This is a genomic window from Amycolatopsis sp. NPDC043885 (genome assembly GCF_056435685.1).
In genome coordinates this window covers 443997-460931 of sequence record NZ_JBWKEA010000002.1, presented here as the reverse complement: position 1 = coordinate 460931, position 16935 = coordinate 443997, and the positions used below count along the sequence as shown (strand labels likewise).

16 protein-coding genes and 1 pseudogene are annotated in these 16935 nt (G+C 68.7%); 8 read left to right on the top strand and 9 right to left on the bottom strand.

Annotated features, from left to right (window positions below):
- Nucleotides 1-12: 12 nt before the first annotated feature.
- Genes pucD through AC069I_RS11970 form a run of 4 tightly spaced genes read right to left on the bottom strand, consistent with a single transcriptional unit; the run spans nucleotide 13 to nucleotide 4968 of the window.
- Nucleotides 13-2295, bottom strand: a complete 2283-nt coding sequence (gene pucD / locus AC069I_RS11985) for a xanthine dehydrogenase subunit D (protein WP_478265410.1) — start codon at nucleotides 2293-2295, stop codon at nucleotides 13-15.
- Nucleotides 2292-3641 (bottom strand): 8-oxoguanine deaminase, encoded by a 1350-nt coding sequence (locus tag AC069I_RS11980; protein ID WP_478265409.1) that lies wholly within the window; start codon nucleotides 3639-3641, stop codon nucleotides 2292-2294. Before AC069I_RS11980 ends, pucD begins: the two co-directional genes overlap by 4 nt.
- Nucleotides 3638-4108 carry a (2Fe-2S)-binding protein gene (locus tag AC069I_RS11975; protein ID WP_478225619.1) on the bottom strand — a complete coding sequence of 157 codons (471 nt, stop codon included), beginning with the start codon at nucleotides 4106-4108 and terminating at the stop codon, nucleotides 3638-3640. Before AC069I_RS11975 ends, AC069I_RS11980 begins: the two co-directional genes overlap by 4 nt.
- Nucleotides 4099-4968, bottom strand: coding sequence for an FAD binding domain-containing protein (locus AC069I_RS11970; RefSeq protein WP_478265408.1), 870 nt, complete (start codon nucleotides 4966-4968; stop codon nucleotides 4099-4101). Before AC069I_RS11970 ends, AC069I_RS11975 begins: the two co-directional genes overlap by 10 nt.
- 136 nt (nucleotides 4969-5104) lie before the next feature.
- Here AC069I_RS11970 and AC069I_RS11965 point away from each other — a divergent pair, with 136 nt between their 5' ends.
- The 3 genes from AC069I_RS11965 to AC069I_RS11955 are packed head-to-tail and all read left to right on the top strand — an operon-like array spanning nucleotide 5105 to nucleotide 7660.
- Entirely contained in the window at nucleotides 5105-6526 is a 1422-nt protein-coding gene (locus AC069I_RS11965; RefSeq protein WP_478225621.1) for a PucR family transcriptional regulator, read from the top strand.
- A 1-nt stretch (nucleotide 6527) separates the two neighbouring features.
- Nucleotides 6528-7010 (top strand): MarR family winged helix-turn-helix transcriptional regulator, encoded by a 483-nt coding sequence (locus tag AC069I_RS11960; RefSeq protein WP_478225622.1) that lies wholly within the window; start codon nucleotides 6528-6530, stop codon nucleotides 7008-7010.
- 35 nt (nucleotides 7011-7045) lie between these two features.
- On the top strand, nucleotides 7046-7660 hold the full coding sequence (locus AC069I_RS11955) for a DsbA family protein (RefSeq protein WP_478225623.1): 615 nt from the start codon (nucleotides 7046-7048) through the stop codon (nucleotides 7658-7660).
- Between the two features lie 8 nt (nucleotides 7661-7668).
- On the opposite strand, the gene AC069I_RS11950 is transcribed toward AC069I_RS11955, so the two are convergent.
- Nucleotides 7669-8280, bottom strand: a complete 612-nt coding sequence (locus tag AC069I_RS11950; RefSeq protein WP_478225624.1) for a hypothetical protein — start codon at nucleotides 8278-8280, stop codon at nucleotides 7669-7671.
- A 63-nt stretch (nucleotides 8281-8343) separates the two neighbouring features.
- Here AC069I_RS11950 and AC069I_RS11945 point away from each other — a divergent pair, with 63 nt between their 5' ends.
- The 3 genes and pseudogenes from AC069I_RS11945 to AC069I_RS11935 all read left to right on the top strand — a co-directional run.
- On the top strand, nucleotides 8344-8829 hold the full coding sequence (locus AC069I_RS11945; protein WP_478265407.1) for an N-acetyltransferase family protein: 486 nt from the start codon (nucleotides 8344-8346) through the stop codon (nucleotides 8827-8829).
- 239 nt (nucleotides 8830-9068) lie between these two features.
- Complete coding sequence (locus AC069I_RS11940) at nucleotides 9069-10322, top strand: HNH endonuclease signature motif containing protein (protein ID WP_478265406.1); 1254 nt, start codon at nucleotides 9069-9071, stop codon at nucleotides 10320-10322.
- A 603-nt stretch (nucleotides 10323-10925) separates the two neighbouring features.
- Nucleotides 10926-11480 (top strand): annotated as a pseudogene (locus tag AC069I_RS11935) (ABC transporter ATP-binding protein); the annotation flags it as partial.
- Nucleotide 11481: 1 nt separating this feature from the next.
- Here the strand turns inward: AC069I_RS11935 and AC069I_RS11930 are convergent.
- A complete protein-coding gene (locus tag AC069I_RS11930) occupies nucleotides 11482-11727 on the bottom strand; it encodes a hypothetical protein (RefSeq protein ID WP_340687303.1) in 246 nt (81 codons plus the stop codon).
- Between the two features lie 371 nt (nucleotides 11728-12098).
- Between AC069I_RS11930 and AC069I_RS11925 the strand changes: the two genes are divergently transcribed.
- Nucleotides 12099-12443 (top strand): hypothetical protein, encoded by a 345-nt coding sequence (locus AC069I_RS11925; protein WP_478225629.1) that lies wholly within the window; start codon nucleotides 12099-12101, stop codon nucleotides 12441-12443.
- Between the two features lie 64 nt (nucleotides 12444-12507).
- On the opposite strand, the gene AC069I_RS11920 is transcribed toward AC069I_RS11925, so the two are convergent.
- Together AC069I_RS11920 and aceB are read right to left on the bottom strand one after the other, a co-directional pair.
- Complete coding sequence (locus tag AC069I_RS11920; protein WP_478225630.1) at nucleotides 12508-13704, bottom strand: DUF6986 family protein; 1197 nt, start codon at nucleotides 13702-13704, stop codon at nucleotides 12508-12510.
- A 4-nt stretch (nucleotides 13705-13708) separates the two neighbouring features.
- A complete protein-coding gene (aceB, locus tag AC069I_RS11915; RefSeq protein ID WP_478225631.1) occupies nucleotides 13709-15286 on the bottom strand; it encodes a malate synthase A in 1578 nt (525 codons plus the stop codon).
- 103 nt (nucleotides 15287-15389) lie between these two features.
- On the opposite strand from aceB, the gene AC069I_RS11910 reads away from it, so the two are divergent.
- On the top strand, nucleotides 15390-16166 hold the full coding sequence (locus AC069I_RS11910; RefSeq protein ID WP_125673234.1) for an IclR family transcriptional regulator: 777 nt from the start codon (nucleotides 15390-15392) through the stop codon (nucleotides 16164-16166).
- Here AC069I_RS11910 and AC069I_RS11905 read toward each other — a convergent pair.
- Nucleotides 16156-16887: a TetR/AcrR family transcriptional regulator gene (locus tag AC069I_RS11905; RefSeq protein ID WP_478225632.1), complete on the bottom strand. Its 732-nt coding sequence runs from the start codon at nucleotides 16885-16887 to the stop codon at nucleotides 16156-16158. The two genes, AC069I_RS11910 and AC069I_RS11905, sit on opposite strands and share 11 nt — an antisense overlap.
- Nucleotides 16888-16935: the final 48 nt, after the last annotated feature.

The following is a 16935-nucleotide window of genomic DNA, read 5'->3' as shown; positions in this document are numbered from 1 at the left end:
AAGTACGGATTCTCAGGTGCCGGTGAGGTGTTCGGGACGCACCGGGACGCGGGACAGCGCGAGCCCGGTGGCCGCGCGGATGGCCGCGACGATCGCCGGGGTGGACGAGATCGTCGGCGGCTCCCCGACCCCTCGCAGACCATACGGGGCGTTGGGATCGGGCCGTTCCAGGACGTCGATGTCCATCGGCGGCATGTCCAGTACCGTCGGGATCAGGTAGTCGGTGAACGACGGGTTGCGAATCTTCCCGCCGTCGGTCTGGATCTCCTCCATCACCGCGAGCCCGAGCCCCTGCGCGGAACCGCCCTGGATCTGCCCGAGCACCGCCTGCGGGTTCAGCGCCTTGCCGACGTCCTGCGCGCAGTCGAGCGCGACGACCTTGATCAGACCGAGTTCGGTGTCGACGTCCACGACCGCGCGGTGTGCCGCGAAACCGTACTGGACGTGCGCGTTCCCTTGCCCCGTCTCGGGATCGATGGGCACCGTCGGACGGTGCCGCCATTCGACGGTCTCGTCGAAGACCTCGTCGCCGAGGACGTCGGCGAGGTCCGCGAGCACACTGCCGTCGGCCGAAACGACCTTGTTCGCGACGACGTTCAGCTTCCCGTCCGCGGCGAGTTTGCCCGCCAGGTGCTTGTGCAGCCCGGAACGCACCGCGACGCACGCGGCCTGCACGGCGCCGCCGGTGACGTAACTCTGCCGGGAGGCCGACGTCGAACCGCCGTTGCCGATATTGGTGTCCATCGGCAGGATCGTCACCTGCTCGATGCCGAGTTCGGTCCGCACGATCTGCTGCATGATCGTGACCAGCCCCTGGCCGACCTCGCAGGCGGCGGTGTGCACGGTCGCCGCGGGTTCGCCGCCGACGAGTTGCAGCCGCACGCGGGCCGTCGAGTAGTCGTCGAAACCCTCGGAGAAGCAGATGTTCTTGATGCCGACCGCGTACCCGACACCGCGGACGACGCCCTCACCATGCGTGGTGTTGGAGACGCCGCCGGGCATGCGGCGCAGGTCGAGTTCCTCGTGCGTGACCGGCAACGGCTTGGCGCGCAGGCGTTCCAGCAGCTCGGCGACCGGGGCGGCCGAGTCGACGATCTGACCGGTCGGCATGACGCTGCCTTCGGCCATCGCGTTGCGGATCCGGATGTCGACCGGGTCGAGGCCGCAGGCTTCGGCGAGCTTGTCCATTTGGGACTCGTAGGCGAAGCCCGCCTGCACCGCGCCGAAGCCGCGCATCGCGCCACAAGGCGGGTTGTTGGTGTACACGCCCCAGCAGTCGACCGAAGCACTGTCCACATTGTACGGTCCGACGCCCAGGGTGGCGGCGTTCGCGACCACCGCGCCGGTGGACGAGGCGTACGCGCCGCCGTCCAGGTACAGCTTCGCCTTCACATAAACGAGCCGGCCGTCCTTGTCGGCCCCGTGCTCGTAGTACATCTTCGCCGGGTGGCGGTGCACGTGACCGTAGAAGGATTCCTCGCGGTTGTAGACCATCTTGACCGGCTTGCCGGTGTACAGCGCCAGCAAACACGCGTGGACCTGGATCGAGAGGTCCTCGCGGCCGCCGAACGCGCCGCCGACGCCACCCAGCGTCAGCCGCACCTTCTCCTTGGGCAGCCCCAGCGCGGCCACGATCTGCTGCTGGTCGACGTGAAGCCACTGCGTGGCCACGTAAAGGTCGACACCGCCTTCGGTGTCCGGGATCGCCATACCCGACTCCGGCCCGAGGAAGGCCTGGTCCTGCATGCCGACCTCATAGACCCCGGACACCACGACGTCGGCCTTCACCGACTGGTCGCCGTGCCGGATCTTCGCGTACCGCACGACGTTCCCGCCGGGGTGCAGCTCGGCTCCCTCGCCGGCGGCGGCCTTCTCGGAATCCGTCACCGGTTCGAGGACCTCGTAGGAGACCTTGATCCGCTTCATCGCGCGGCGCGCGGTCTCGGGGTGGTCCGCGGCGACGAGCGCGACGGGCTCGCCCTGGTAGCGCACGACGTCGACGGCGAGCACCGGCTGATCCGCGTGCTCCAGACCGTACTTGTTCACCCCCGGCACGTCTTCGTGGGTCAGCACCGCGTACACCCCTTGCACCGCAAGGGCTTCGGTGATGTCGATACCGGTGATCCGCGCGTAGGGATGCGGGCTGCGCAACGTCGCGCCCCACAGCATGTCCTCGTGCCACAGATCCGAGGAGTAGGCGAATTCGCCGCGGACCTTGACCGTGCCGTCGGGCCGCTGCGGGCTCGTCCCCACCCCGTTCCCGGTGGTCTGCTTGGAGACTTCAGTGGTGGTCATACCGTCTCCCTCAGCCGCGCACTGGCCACGGCCAGCTCACGGGCGATCTCGTCTTCGGATTCCTCGCGCAGCGTTCCACCGTCGACGACGGTCGCGCCGCCGACGTACAGCCGCTCGACCGGCGGGGTCGTGCCGAGCACCAAGGCGGCGACCGGGTCGGTGATCCCGGCGTAGTTCAGGCCGTTCAGGTTCCAGACCGCGAGGTCGGCGAGCTTGCCCACCTCGATCGAACCCAGGTCCTTCTGACGGCCGAGGCAGCGCGCGCCGCCCATCGTGCCCATCCACAGCGCCTCGCGTGTGGTCAGCGCACGGGGTCCGCCGCGCTGTCGGGCCTGGAGCAACGACTGGTGCAGTTCCTCGCCGAGGCCACCGGATTCGTTGGACGCGGCGCCGTCGGCGCCGAGCCCGACCGGCACCCCGGCGTCGAGCAGCTGCCGGACCGGAGCGATCCCTGCGCCGATGCGCCCGTTCGACGTCGGGCAGTGCGCCGCGCCGGTACCCGTGGCACCCATCCGCCGGATCGCCTCCGGGGCGAGATGGATCGAGTGCGCGAGCCAGACGTCGTCGGCGAGCCAGCCGAGTTTGTCGGCGTACTCGGCCGGGGTGCAGCCGACTTCGGCGAGGCACTGCTTCTCCTCGTCGATCGTCTCGGCGAGGTGCGTGTGGAGCCGGATCCCCTTGCGGCGCGCCAATTCCGCCGCGCCGGTCATCAACCGCTCGCTCACCGAGAACGGCGAGCACGGACCGGCCGCGATCTGCAGATGCGCGCCGGCGGACGCGTCGTGGAACCGGTCGATCGCGGCCTCGGTGCCCAGCAGCGCGGCCTCGGTCTCCTCGACGAGGTTGTCCGGCGGCAGCCCGCCCTGCGACTCGCCCCGGTCCATCGAGCCGCGTACGACGTGCAGCCGCACACCGACGCGGATCCGGGCGGCGGCCAGGGCTTCGACCTGGTCGCCGCCGTCACGCGGGAAGACGTAGTGGTGGTCGGCGACCGTGGTGCAGCCGGTGGTCGCTAGCCGGGTGAGCCCGGCCGTGGCCGCCGCGTGCGTGATCTCGGCGTCGAGCCTGCCCCAGATCGGGTACAGCGCGACCAGCCATTCGAAAAGCGTGTGGTCGGCGGCGAGGCCGCGCGTGGCCCACTGGTAGAGGTGGTGGTGGGTGTTGATCAGACCGGGCGTGACCAGGCAGCCGGAGCCGTCGACGCGGTCGTCGTACTCGCCGTCGGGCGCCTTCCCCGCGCCGACCGCCGCGACGCGGTCGTTCTCGATGACGACGTGGCCCGAAGCGTGTTCGGTGCCCGCCCCGTCGACGGTGGCGATCGCGGCGTTCTCGATGACGGTCTTCACGTGGTCTCTCCCCTGGTCGCGGCCAGCCGGACGGCGTCGAGGATCTTCTCGTATCCGGTACATCGGCAGAGGTTCCCCGCCAAAGCCTCCCGAATCTCCTCGTCGGCGGGGTTTTCGACGCGGTTGAGCAGGTCGTGCGCCGCGACCACGAGGCCGGGGGTGCAGAAGCCACATTGGACGGCACCTGCGTCCACAAAGGACCGCTGGACGCGATCCAGCTTGTCGCCCTCGGCGAGTCCTTCGACCGTGCGGACCTCGCGGCCTTCGACCTGGCCGGCCGCGACCAGGCACGAACACACCGGGACGTCGTCGAGGTACACCGTGCAGGAGCCGCATTCGCCCTGTTCACAGGCGTTTTTGGAGCCCGGGAGGCCGAGCCGCTCGCGGAGGACGTAAAGCAGGCTTTCACCCTCCCAGACGTCGTCGGCCTGGCGGGACTCGCCGTTGATCGTCACGTTCACGCGCACTCGCGTTCACCCTTCTGGAAGTCGTTCCACGCCCAGGTCAGCGTTCGCCGCGCCAGGACGGACAGCGCGTGCCTGCGGTAGTCGGCGCTGCCGCGGACGTCGTCGATCGGCGACGCCGCCTCCGACACCAGCTCGCCGAACCGGCGTTTGACGGAATCCGTGATCGAAGCCTTGGTGGACCAGGGAAGCTCGTCGCCGAGGAACTCTTCGGCGGCGGTCGCGCGGCGCGGGGTCGGCGCCGCCGAACCGACGGCCGCGCGGATCTCGCGAGTGTCCAGGTGCAGCGCCAGCGCGAACGAGCAGACCGCGATGACCATCGCGTTGCGCGTCCCAATCTTGGCGAACTGCTGCGGGCCGACCTCGGCCGGCAGGTGCACCGCGGTGATCAGCTCGTCGGGTTCGAGGGCGTTGCGTTTGACGCCGAGGTAGAACTCCTCGGCCGGGATCAACCGGGTGCCGCGGACGGACGCGGCTTCCACCTCGGCGCCGAGCACGAGCAGGACGGGATGCGTGTCCCCGGCGGGTGAGGCTGCGCCGAGGTTGCCGCCGACGGTGCCCCGGTTGCGGATCTGCGGCGACCCGACGGTGCGCGAGGCGATGGCCAGCGCGGGCAGAACTTCACCCAGCTCAGCGATCACCCGGACGTAGGGCACCGAGGCGCCGAGCCGGATCCTGCCGTCGGTCTCGGTCCATTCGGCGAGTTCGGTGACCCGGTTGAGATCGAGCAGCGCACCGGGGCGGCGGTGGTCGAAGTTGAGCTCCACCATGACGTCCGTGCCGCCCGCGATGGGCACCGCGTCGGGCCGCTCGGCCTTGACGGCGAGCGCCTCGGTCAGCGAGCTGGGGCGCAGGAAATCCACTCTCGGGCTCCTCGGTTCGGCGGTGATGTGTGACGGCTGACTCAGTAGACGCCCTGTGCCCGTATGGCGGCAACGGTGCCGAAGCATGAAATCTCCCCTGCACGACCGGGTCGTTTTGTGCTTTCCTACAAACCTGATGACGACCGTGAAAACTCTGCTCGCGCTGCCCGGGCTGCGCTTGCGCGTACGTGCCGGGGCGGCTTTGCTCGACCGTCCGGTGTCCCGGATCTACGTCACGGAACTGTCCGATCCCGGGCGGTACGTGTCTGCGGGCGAACTCGTCCTGAGCGGGTTGCTGTGGTGGCGCGGGCCGGGTGATTCGGAGGCGTTCGTCGCGGCGCTCGCGAAGGCCGGGGCGGCGGCTCTGGCGGCGTCCGGAGCCGACTCCGACGGGATTCCCGAAGACCTCGTCGAAGCCTGTACGCGCCATGGGATCCCGTTGCTCGAGGTGCCGGCGGACCTGTCGTTCTCGGTCGTCACCGAACGCGTCGTCCTGGCGCTGGCCGCGGCCGCGGAAGGCGCTCGCAAACGTTTGCTTTCAGCGGCCACGGAAGACTCGTCGGTCGAGGCCCTCCTGGAGCGAGCGCGCGGCGAGATCGGCCTGCCCTGCTCGGTGGTGCCCGTCGGCACGCCGTCGGATCTCGTGCGCCGGTTCGTCGCCGCGGGCGGGCGTTCCCTGGAAGCCGACGACGTCTCGGTCCGGCCGGTCGGCGGCAGGCACGCGCTGCCGTGGCTGCTCGTGATCGGCGGCAGGCTGACCGCCGCGCAGGCGGAGATCGCCGAAGAACTCGCCGGTCTGATCGGACTCGCGCGCACGCGGGCGGACGAGGTCCGCGCCGTCACCGACAGGGTGCTCGAACCGTTGCTCGCCGCGCTCGACGAGGGAAGCGATCCGCACGCGGCGCTGACCGCGACCGGGCTGCGCGGCGATCTCCGGGTCGTCGTCGCGCGCACCGAGGGCTCCGAAGCGGCGCGCGGCATCTTGACCGAACTCATGCCGCCGGGCGCACTCGTCGGCCCCGCCGGCGAAACCACCTGGGCGCTGGCCGAGGACGACCGCGAATGGCCGGAGGACTGGCCCGCCACGGTGACCGACACACTGACCGGTATGGAATCCTTGCTGCCGTGCCGCCGGGTGCTGATCGGCGTCAGCGATCGCTCCCCGGTCTCCGTGCTGCGGGGCGCCAAAGAGGTCGCGCGCTACGCGCTGGCCGTGGCGGAGGAACGGCCCGGCACGATCGAGGTCGTCCCCGGCGGCGAGATCGGCATGCACCGGCTACTGCTGGCGGGCGCACCCGACGACCTGCGAGCCGCGTTGCGACGGCGGGTGCTGGGCCCGCTGCTGAGCTACGACGCCGAACAGGGCACCGATCTGGTGCACACCCTGCGCGTCTACCTCGAATGTTCCGGCTCGCCGACGCGGGCCGCACGGGCGCTGCACGTCCACGTCAACACCTTGCGCTACCGGATCGGGCGCGCGAGCGAACTGCTCGGCACCGATCTGACCGAGTTCACCGAACAGCTCGACGTCTATTTGGCCTTGTCGGCAGGGAGCTGAAATGGGCATCACCACGGCGAAAGAAGCCGCCTACGACCCGCGCGTGGTCGCTTTCGGCCGGATGATGGGCGCCGCGAACCGGCTCGAATACCTGCTCGGCCGCGCGCTGGAGGCCGAATGCGGGATATCGCACCTGATGTTCGAGGTCCTGCTCATCGTCGGCAGGTCGGGTGAAGCCGGGATGAGCATGCGCGCGATCGCGCAGGAGCAGGTGCTGACCACCGGCGGCGCGACCAGGCTGGTCGACCGGATGACCACGCTCGGCCTCGTCGTCCGCTCGTCCGACCCCCAGGACCGTCGCGTGCAACTCGTACGGCTGACCGCACAAGGCGAGGAGACGACCGTGCGGGCCGCGCGGGTGCACGTCGAGAACATCCAGCGGCTCTTCCTCGACCCGCTGCCCGCCGACCACCGTGACCGGTTCGCGCAGGACCTCCGGACACTGACCCACTCGGCACGTGACGCACTCCCCAAACTCCGGTAGGAATATCTGACCAGTCAGACATCGTTGGGTCCGTCATGAAGCTCATCTATGTCTTCGACGCGTACTGTGGCTGGTCGTACGGGTTCGCCCGCACCATGGCCGACGTCGCGCACCGGCATCCGGACCTGCCGGTCGAAGTGGTGTCCGGCGGCCTGTTCCTCGGCGGGCGCCGGGTCCCGATCCGGCAGTTCGGCTACGTCCAGGGAGCCAACGCCGAGATCACCCGCCGGACCGGCGCGCCGTTCGGGGAGAGCTACGAACGGCTCATCTCGGACGGGGAGTTCGTCATGGACTCCGAAGCCGCCGCCTGCGGGATGGCGGCGTTGCGCGAGGTCGGGCCGGACCGCGCGGTACGGCTCGCGGCACTGCTGCAGGAGGCTTTCTACCTCGACGGGCTGAGCCTGTCCGAGGTCTCGACCTATCGTGTGGTCGCGCAGCGGGCAGGCCTGGACGGGGACGCCGTCGAGGCCGCGCTGGACCGGGTTTCCGCCGCGGACGACTTCCGGCGAGCACGGGAATTGGGTGTCACCGGATACCCGACCCTGCTCGCCGCCTTTCCCGCGGACGACGGGGAACGGGTCGTCACGCTGGTCTCCGGAAACGCGAGCGCGGACGAGGTGGAGCGGCGGATCGGCGCGCTGGTTTCCTGAACTGCGTTCTATCCGGCGCGAGGATCGCCCGGATCGATCATTTCCGCGCCGATGATCGTGCCGATCTGGTCGGCCGCCCGCACGACCTCGGCGGGCGGGTTCGCCGCCCGCTCCGCCAGTTCGTCCTGCCGACCCGGCTCGCCCCGGTCTTCGCCGGGCGCCACCGGTCGCGGATCGAACTCCTGGCGCAACTGAACGCCAGTGTCCCGCAGTTGCCCCCGAAGCAGCTCCAGGCGCACCTCTCCCTCCTCGATCTCCAGCCGATGACGCTGCCAGGTCATCACCATCTCCAGCAGCCGGTGCAACCCGTACAGGGCTGCCGCGCCATAGGCGACCGGCGCCGAACGCTCGGCGAGCCCCGACAACACGCTCACCCAAGGACTGGCCATGGTGGTCCGAACGATTCCAGGAGACCTCGGCAGAACCCGCGCCGAGGAATCGAGCCATCGCGACTCGACGGGCGGGAGCAAACTGGCGTGGCCCGCCAGGATCAGCAGCGCGGTAACGTTCCGCTGATAGTCCTCCAGCGTAGGCACCGGGCCGAGGTCCACTTCGAGGAAGAGCAGTGGACCCGCCGCCGCATCGGGGTCCAAGGGGTCGAGGCCACGGGTGATTCCCATAAGCCGATACCGCCCGATTCCGGGCGCACCACGAAGTCGGCTCTCGCCACTTAAGCTGGCGTCATGCCTACCTCCACAGTGGTCCGGGCGGCGACGTCCGCGGACGCAGATGCCATCGCGAAAATCTGGTACCACGGCTGGCAGGACGGCCATCTCGGCAACGTGCCCGACTCGCTCGTCCGTATCCGCACCCGCGAGTCGTTCTGGGAGCGAGCCGCGGAGCGCGTCGGCGACACGACAGTCGCCGTACTGGACGGCGAGGTGGCGGGTTTCGTGATGGTCGTCGGCGATGAGGTCGAACAGGTCTACGTTTCTTCGGATCATCGCGGAAGCGGCGTGGCCGGCGTGCTGCTCTCGGAGGCCGAACGGCTGGTGAGCGCAGGCGGGCATGCACGCGCTTGGCTCGCCGTTGCGCCGGGGAACGCGCGGGCGCGGCGGTTTTACGAGCGGTGCGGGTGGGTTGACGATGGCGAGTTCGACAATCGGGTCACCGGTCCGGAGGGGATGGTTTCGGTGCCTTGCCGACGTTATGCGAAGACGATTGCTTGAACCTTCGCAATTAGGCGACTAATTGCGGTGGGTTCGGGTGCCTTGCACCCTTACGTAATCAACCTGACGGGCACCGCAGGCGCGTTGACGCTGGGAGGCCCGGGAATTGAGCCTCCGGTTTACTTGCCTCAGCGTGTTCAGACCACAACGATCGGATCACCCTTCAGTGGTAAATGCACTCGTTCACGGTGACTTAAAATTACGAACACGTGTTCGATTGTTTGCGGTATTCTTGAGGGGTGCCCGAGACCTTTCTTCCCGAGTTGCCGCAGGAACTGTGGCGCGCTGGCAAGCTGGAGCTTGCCCATGGCGTGCAGCAGTCTCTGCGGATGATTCGGATGGCTACCGCCGGATTGGGGCGGTATTTGGCGGAGATCGAGTCTCGGGGCGTCAAGGACTTGTACGGGTATGGCCGTACGGCCAACTGGTTCGCCGATATCGCGGGGTTGTCGGTCGGTGAAGCCCGTTCGGTGGTGAACCGGGCCATCGCGCTGAATCCCACGCGTGCGTTGGACGGCACCGAGGTTCCTGCCGTGGCACCGGCTACTGCCGCTGTCGCCGCCGAAGGCTTGGTCGGGGACGAGCGGATCGATCAGATCCTGGAGTTCTTGAAGAGGCTCCCTGCCGACACCTCCGCGGAGGATCGGGCGAGTGCGGAGAAGATTCTCGCCACCCTCGCCCGCGACGCCGGTCCCCGCCAGTTGGCGGACGCTGAAGCGAATCTGCTGGCGTTGCTGGACCCGGACGGCAACGAGCCGAAGGATCCCGAACCCAAGGAGCCGCGCCGGGAAATCACCCTGGAGCGCCGGAAGGACGGGTTCTGGAAGCTGACTGGTCTGCTCGATGACGAGACCGGTGCCCGCACCGCGGCCGCGTTGGAGGCGTATGCCCAGCCGCGGCCGGTGGACGAGTTCGGGCAGGCGGATCTGCGGATGAAATGCGAACGCCTGGGAGACGCCTGGGCCGACATCCTCGACCTGGCGATCGCATGTCCCGATCAGCCCGGCACCAGCGGCTACCGGACGTTGGTGAATGTCACCATCGGCCTTGACGAGTTGAAGTCGGGTCTCGGGACCGCGTGCCTGGATTTCGTGGGGACGATGACCTCCCGCGAAGCCCGCCTCGCGGCCTGCGACTGCCTCATGCTGCCGGTCGTAATGAGCGCCACGGGCGAACCCCTGGATGTGGGGCGGCTGCGGCGGTTCGTCACCCCAGGGCAGCGACGTGCGTTGAACATCCGCGACAGCGGCTGCGCCTTCCCCGGATGTCATCGGAAACCGAAGAACTGCCACGCCCACCACATCGTGCACTGGGCAAACGGTGGCCCCACCGACCTCCGAAATCTCGTGCTGCTGTGCGGGTTCCATCACCGGCTGATTCACCACGGTGACTGGGAAGTCCGGATGGCCACTGATGGGTTACCGGAGTTCATCCCACCCCAATACCGAGATCCGCTCCGAAAGCCTCGGCGTAACACCCTGCATCACCGCTGAGCCCCGAGGAGCCCGCCAGCCACACCGGCGACGGGCCCCTCGGCATGCCCACTGGAACCACAGGACCGAGCTAGGCCTTGTGGCTCAATGTGTTTCGGCGAATCGTGGGCGAGTCCCGGTGATGTCGCGGGATGCGATCCCGGAAATCGGGCCGTTGCTCCCGTCAACGAAGGGCCGTAGGTCGATCGGCGAGCAGCGGTTGAGGCGACGACATGGCGGGACCTGCCGGAGTGATTCGGGAACTGCAACAAACTTCAAGCGATAGGCACAGGGAACGCGGCGCGCAAAGGATGCAGTCCCTCGCCGAAGGTTCGGCCGGTCCCGTGGTGATCTGACATCCAAGACCCACCTGACCTGTGCTGAGCGTGGCCGCACGGTGGCGTTCGTCCGACTCCCGGGCAGGCGGCGTTTCCCGAAACTCAAGCAGTGGCGCGGAATCGCGAAGAAGTCTGACAAGCCGGCCGCGACACTCCACTGGCTCGCCAGGAATCCGGGAACAACGAATCGCTCAAGGTGATTTCTGGCTCCACCGGACCAGATACCCAGGCCCGTCGAGACGGTGACGATGCTCATCGAAGGAGGCCCAGTACGCGGTCCTCTTCTGGCCTGGTCGGGCACAACGGCGCCGGGAAGTCCACGCTCCTGCGGTTACTGTCCGGCATCTACGAGCCGACCAGAGGCAGCGCACGGGTGGTCGGCCGGATCGCGCCGGTGTTCGACCTCGGCGTGGGGCTGGATCCCGAGGTCTCCGGCCACGAGAACATCCTGATCCGAGGCCTGTTCCTCGGCATGAGCCGCAAGCAGCTGACGAAACGGGTCGACGACATCGCGGAGTTCACCGAACTGGGCGACTACCTTCACCTGCCCTTGCGCACCTACTCCGCGGGCATGCGGGTGCGGCTCGCGCTCGGCGTGGTCACCACCATCGACCCGGAGATCCTCATCCTCGACGAGGGGCTCGGCGCGATCGACGCCGCGTTCCTCATCAAGGCCCGCGAACGCCTGGTCGACCTCGCCCGCCGCTCCGGAGTACTGGTGTTCGCCTCCCACTCCGACGAACTACTGCGCGAACTGTGCACCACCGCCCTTTGGATGGACGAAGGACGGATCCGGGCGCGCGGCTCACTCGACGAGGTACTCGCGACCTATCACGGCTGATTCAGAGAAAGATCTTGACCAGCTGGTCCTGGCCGTCCGGGTCTCGCAGCACGACCTGCTTGCCCGCGCGGAGTTCCGCGTCGACGAACTCGTAGACCAGCAGCGCGCGGTTGACCAGGTCGACCTTCTTCAACCCGGTGCGCTCTTGCAGTTTGCCCAGCGCGTCGACCGCCTCGGCGATCAGCGCGACATTGACGCGATCGACCACCGCGGGGCGGCCGGTCGCGGTCTCCTCGACCGATGGCATACCTGCTCCCTTCCCCTGCGACCGTAAGGGCCGCCTGGCCCATGCTGACACAGAAGGTGCGCTTTAACCACATTTTCCACACTAAAAATGTGCGAGATGGGTTGCGACTCACCTCAGGGCGGTCCTACAGTGGGTGTCGGCCCCCCGGGGCCGGGCCAGACCGACATCCGTCCCATGCGACGGACGGCAAGTGCGACCACTCACTTCGTCGGCCTGACAGGAGAAACGCGGCGCGCGAGCTGGGAGGAAGCTCGCGAGCCGCAGATGTGAGGGGAAACGGAGGCAGCTGGGGAGTCGCCTCCGGGTGAAAGTGGTCCCCAGCTTGACGCGCCAATCCCGGCTCGCCTGACTGGGCCGGAAAGGGCATGCGCATGGCTGCCGAAATCGAGGGCCCGGGAGAGGCCGCGCCCGTGGAAGCAGTACCGGGCTGGGACGAGACACCGACCCCGCTCGCCAGGATCAGGATCGAAACGACCGAGCTGAAGGCCGAAGCGACGGTGCCCGCCACCGAAACCCGTCGGCTCCTCGCGACGATCCTGAACACGTTGTTGGTGCTCGGAGCCGTACTCGGCCCGGCGCTCACGTTGCAGGTGGTTCCGGCCGCCTTTCCGGTGTGGGCGACGGCGGGAACGATCGCAGCCCAGCTCGCCATGCTGGTGCTCGTCGCGAAGTCCGCGCACCCGAAGGAGACGCCCGGCCGCGGTCCATCCGTCTGACGCCGCCCGGGCGAGGAGCGGCTGAGCGAACGCCTGCCACGAAAGGCGCTCGCTCAGCCGCTCCTCACACCGTCCGTCGCGCGTAGCGGTCCAACTCCGCCCGGGAGAACGAAAGCTCCCCCACGTCGACGGCTCCGCAATCCAAGCCTCGCACCAGGAAACTCGCCAACGCCTGAGCGGTCGCCGGTTCGTCCAGCACCCCGCGCCCGGTCTGGTCCGCGTAGTCCCGCAACCGGCCCAGCGCCGCCGGGAAACCCTCGCGGAAGAACGCGTACGTCGCGGCGAACCGGGTCGGCAGCTGATGCGGGTGCAGATCCCAGCCCTGGTAGAAGCCGCGTTCGAGGGATCGCCGCACCAGCCGCAGATGTTCGCGCCAGGCCGGGAGGATCGCGTCGCCGACGGGCAGCTTGTTCGTCGAGCCGTCGGAAAGCCGGACGCCGGTGCCCGCGGCCGAAACCTGCATGAGCTGCTTGGCGAAATCGGCGGCCGGATGTTCCATGCTCTGGTACTCGGCGCCGATCCCGAGCCCGGCGCTGTAGTCGTAGGTTCCGTAGTGCAGACCCGAACACCGGCCGCGCGCGGCTTCGATGATCCGCGGGACCGCCACCGTCCCGTCCATGTCCACAATGGACTGGGCGGTCTCGATCTGGACTTCGAACCGCAGCGCGCCCTCGGGCAGCCCGTACGCGGATTCGAGGCGCTCCAAGACGTCCGCCGCCACTTCGACCTGCTCGACGGCGGTCACCTTCGGCAGCGTGACGACGAAACCATCCGGCAGCGGACCGCTTTCCAGCAACCCGGCCAGGAAGAGATCGAGCGTGCGGATGCCGCGACGGCGGGTCGCCTGCTCGAAGCTCTTGAACCGGATGCCGACGAACGGTGTGCCGCCCGTGACGGCGAGGGTCCGCCCGGCGGCGAGCGCGATGGCGTCCTCTTCGTCATCGCGCGGCCTGCCGAGGCCGTCCTCGAAGTCGATCCGCAGATCCTCGATCGGCTCGGTCAGCAGTTTGGTCCGGACCCGGTCGGCGATGTCCGCGTCCAGGCCCAGCTGATCGGCGTGCTCACCGAAGACCCGCAGCGCCTGCTTGCCCCAGTCCGCCACGAGCCGCGTCTTGTACCGCGACGCGGGCACGTACACGGTGTGCACGGGCTGGCGGCCGGGCGGCTCGCCGGGGTACTTGGCCACGACGCGCGCGTCGGCTTCTGCCAGACGCGCGTCAGCGGCGGTGTAAACGTCCTCGGTGAGCCGCCCGTTCCCCATCTGTCTACTTGATCCGTTCGTAGGCGGGCAGGGTCAGGAAGTCCGGGAACTCGTCGGCGAGCGCGACCTGCTCGAACAGTTCGACGGCGGGCTCCAGCAGCTCCGGCTTGATCTCGGCGGCGAGTTCGCCGCGGACCTCGGCCAGCACGCCGCGCACCAGCTCCTCGGTGACCTTGTCGCCGGTGTCGAGCTGCGTGCCGTTGCGCACCCACTGCCACACCTGCGAACGCGAGATCTCCGCGGTGGCGGCGTCCTCCATCAGGTTGTGGATGGCCGCCGCGCCGTTGCCGCCCAGCCAGGAGGCGATGTAGCGGATGCCGACGTCGACGGCGGCACGCAGCCCGGCCGCGGTGGCACTGCCCGGCGTCGAAGCCGCGTCGAGCAGCTGGTCGGCGGTGACGGACACCTCGTCGCGGGTGCGGTCGAGCTGGTTCGGCTTGTCGCCGAGGACCTTGTCGAACTCTTCGCGGCAGATGTCCACCATGCCGGGGTGCGCGACCCAGGAGCCGTCGAAGCCGTCGCCGGCCTCACGGCTCTTGTCGGCACGGACCTTGTCGAGCGCCGCGGCGGTGACCTCCGGGTCCTTGCGGTTCGGGATGAACGCGGCCATACCGCCGATCGCGAACGCGCCGCGCTTGTGGCAGGTGCGCACCAGCAGCTCGGTGTACGCGCGCATGAACGGCGCGGTCATGGTGACCGAGTTGCGGTCCGGCAGGACGAACTTCTCGCCCGCGTCGCGGAAGTACTTGATGACGCTGAACAGGTAGTCCCAGCGGCCGGCGTTGAGGCCGGAGGCGTGCTCGCGCAGTTCGTAGAGGATCTCCTCCATCTCGAACGCGGCCGGGATGGTCTCGATCAGCACGGTCGCGCGGACGGTGCCGTGCTCGATGCCGAGCGCCTTCTCCGCGTGGGTGAAGACGTCGTTCCAGAGCCGGGCTTCGAGGTGGCTCTCCATTTTCGGCAGGTAGAAGTACGGTCCCTTGCCGCGGTTGAGCAGTTCCTGCGCGTTGTGGAAGAAGTGCAGGCCGAAGTCGACCAGCGCGCCGACGGCCTGGCGCCCGCCGAAGGACAGGCCACGCTCGTCGAGGTGCCAGCCGCGCGGGCGGACGACGATGGTCGCGTGCTCGACGTCGTCACGCAGGGCGTAGCTCTTGCCGCCGCTTTCCAGCGTGATGGTCTCGCGGACCGCGTCGTACAGGTTGACCTGGCCCGAGACGACGTTCGCCCAGTGCGGCGTGTTGGCGTCCTCGAGGTCGGCGAGCCAGACCTTGGCGCCGGAGTTCAGCGCGTTGATGGTCATCTTGCGGTCGGTAGGGCCGGTGATCTCGACGCGGCGGTCGCGCAGCGCGGGCGGGGCCTCGGCGACCTTCCAGTCGCCCTCGCGGATCTCCTTGGTCTCGGGCAGGAAGTCGAGTTTGCCGGTGGTCCTGGCCTCCTCGCGGCGCTTGCTCCTGGCCTGCAGCAGCTCGTCGCGGCGGGCGGCGAAGGCCTCGTGCAGGCCGGCGAGGAAGACGAGGGCCTCCGGCGTGAGGATTTCGTCCCCGCGCTCGACCGGATCGCCGAGCACCTGAGCTTCAGACATGAGTAACACCCCGAGTTCGGAAAGATAACGTCCCTACGGTTTTACATGACGGACTATAGTTTCTGCATAGCGGAACATCAACGCCGACGTAAGGAGTACCACGGTGGCAGCGGAGAAGAACGGGCGCGACGGCGGCGTCCAGTCCCTTCAGCGGGCCTTTGAGCTCCTCGAGCATCTCGCGGACACCGGCGGGGAGGCCAGTCTTTCGGAGCTGGCGACCCTGTCCGGGTTGCCGATGCCGACCATCCACCGGCTGATCAGGACACTGGTGGACCTGGGTTACGTCCGGCAGAACACCAACCGCCGGTACGCGCTGGGCGCCCGCCTCATCCGGCTGGGCGAGAACGCCAGCATGCAGTTCGGCTCGTGGGCGCGGCCGCTGCTCGCGGAACTGGTCGACGAGGTCGGCGAGACCGCGAACCTCGCCGTCCTGGAGCGCGACGAGGTCGTATACGTCGCCCAGGTGCCCTCGAAGCACTCGATGCGGATGTTCACCGAGGTCGGGCGGCGTCTCCTGCCGCACGGCACCGGCGTGGGTAAGGCGATGCTGGCGCATCTGCCGTCCGACGACGTCACGGCGCTGCTCGCCAGGACGGGCATGCCCTCCTACACCGAGCACACCTTCACCGACCAGGACGCGCTCCTGCGCGAGCTGGCGAAAATCGCCCAGCAGGGTTACGCGCTCGACGAAGCGGAGCAGGAACTGGGCGTCCGTTGTGTCGCCGTCGCGGTGCCGGGCGCGCCGGTGCCGGCGGCCGTCTCGGTGTCCGGGCCTTCGGGACGGCTCACGATGGAAGCCGTCGAGCGGATCGCGCCCGTCGTCCAGCGGATCGCGAACTCGCTCGGTTCGACCCTTTCGCAGGACGGGGTCACCGTTTGAGCCTGGCCTCCAAGCCGTCGAGCATCCTGTCCAGCCCATAGCGGAACTTCTCGTCACGGAGCCGGACCGGATCGGTTCCGGCGGCGGCCCTGGTGAGCGCTTCCCGCTGATGCGGATGTCCTCGCACCGCCTCCTCGACGGCGGGCCGCAGGCGCTCCGCCCAGTCGCTTTCGCTCCGGCCGCTCTTGGCGACCGTCGTGAGCCAGGCCGCCTCGGTCGTCCCCATGCCGATGACGTAGGAGATGACCGCGCTGATCGCCTGATCGGCCTCGTCACCGGGGAAGCCCGCGCCCGCGAAGACGCCCAGCAGCCGCTCGTTGAGCCGCATGACGTTCGGCCCCAGGTACGACAGGCCGACCGAGCCGAGCAGTGAAGCGACCCACGGGTGCCGCAGGATCATCGCGCGAACGCTTTCCGCTCCCACTACGGCCGCTTCGCGCCACCCTGCCGAGCCGTCGCCGTCCGGCACGGTGATCTCGCCGTAGACCTCGTCGACGACGAGTTCGATCAGCTCGTCTCGGTTCGCCACGTGCCGGTAGAGCGACGTCGCGCCCGCGTTCAGCGCGGTGCCCAGCCTGCGCATGCTCAGCGCGTCGACACCTTCGACGTCCAGGAGCCGGACGGCCTCGGCCACGATCTGCGCCTGGCTCAACGCGGGTTGGTCCCGCTTCCGGCGAGGACGGGTCCAAACCGACTGGATCGGCTGCTCCTCGATCGACATGCCCCCACCTTAGCGCACGAGGTACCCCCTTGCGTACGACGTTTCTTT

What these genes read in the sequence shown, in the direction of transcription:
- pucD (WP_478265410.1), bottom strand. Translation starts at nt 2,295, where the DNA reads ATGACCACCACTGAAGTCTCCAAGCAGACCACCGGGAACGGGGTGGGG.
- AC069I_RS11965 (WP_478225621.1), top strand. Translation starts at nt 5,105, where the DNA reads ATGACGACCGTGAAAACTCTGCTCGCGCTGCCCGGGCTGCGCTTGCGC.
- AC069I_RS11960 (WP_478225622.1), top strand. Translation starts at nt 6,528, where the DNA reads ATGGGCATCACCACGGCGAAAGAAGCCGCCTACGACCCGCGCGTGGTC.
- AC069I_RS11955 (WP_478225623.1), top strand. Translation starts at nt 7,046, where the DNA reads ATGAAGCTCATCTATGTCTTCGACGCGTACTGTGGCTGGTCGTACGGG.
- AC069I_RS11950 (WP_478225624.1), bottom strand. Translation starts at nt 8,280, where the DNA reads ATGGGAATCACCCGTGGCCTCGACCCCTTGGACCCCGATGCGGCGGCG.
- AC069I_RS11945 (WP_478265407.1), top strand. Translation starts at nt 8,344, where the DNA reads ATGCCTACCTCCACAGTGGTCCGGGCGGCGACGTCCGCGGACGCAGAT.
- AC069I_RS11930 (WP_340687303.1), bottom strand. Translation starts at nt 11,727, where the DNA reads ATGCCATCGGTCGAGGAGACCGCGACCGGCCGCCCCGCGGTGGTCGAT.
- AC069I_RS11925 (WP_478225629.1), top strand. Translation starts at nt 12,099, where the DNA reads ATGGCTGCCGAAATCGAGGGCCCGGGAGAGGCCGCGCCCGTGGAAGCA.
- AC069I_RS11920 (WP_478225630.1), bottom strand. Translation starts at nt 13,704, where the DNA reads ATGGGGAACGGGCGGCTCACCGAGGACGTTTACACCGCCGCTGACGCG.
- aceB (WP_478225631.1), bottom strand. Translation starts at nt 15,286, where the DNA reads ATGTCTGAAGCTCAGGTGCTCGGCGATCCGGTCGAGCGCGGGGACGAA.
- AC069I_RS11905 (WP_478225632.1), bottom strand. Translation starts at nt 16,887, where the DNA reads ATGTCGATCGAGGAGCAGCCGATCCAGTCGGTTTGGACCCGTCCTCGC.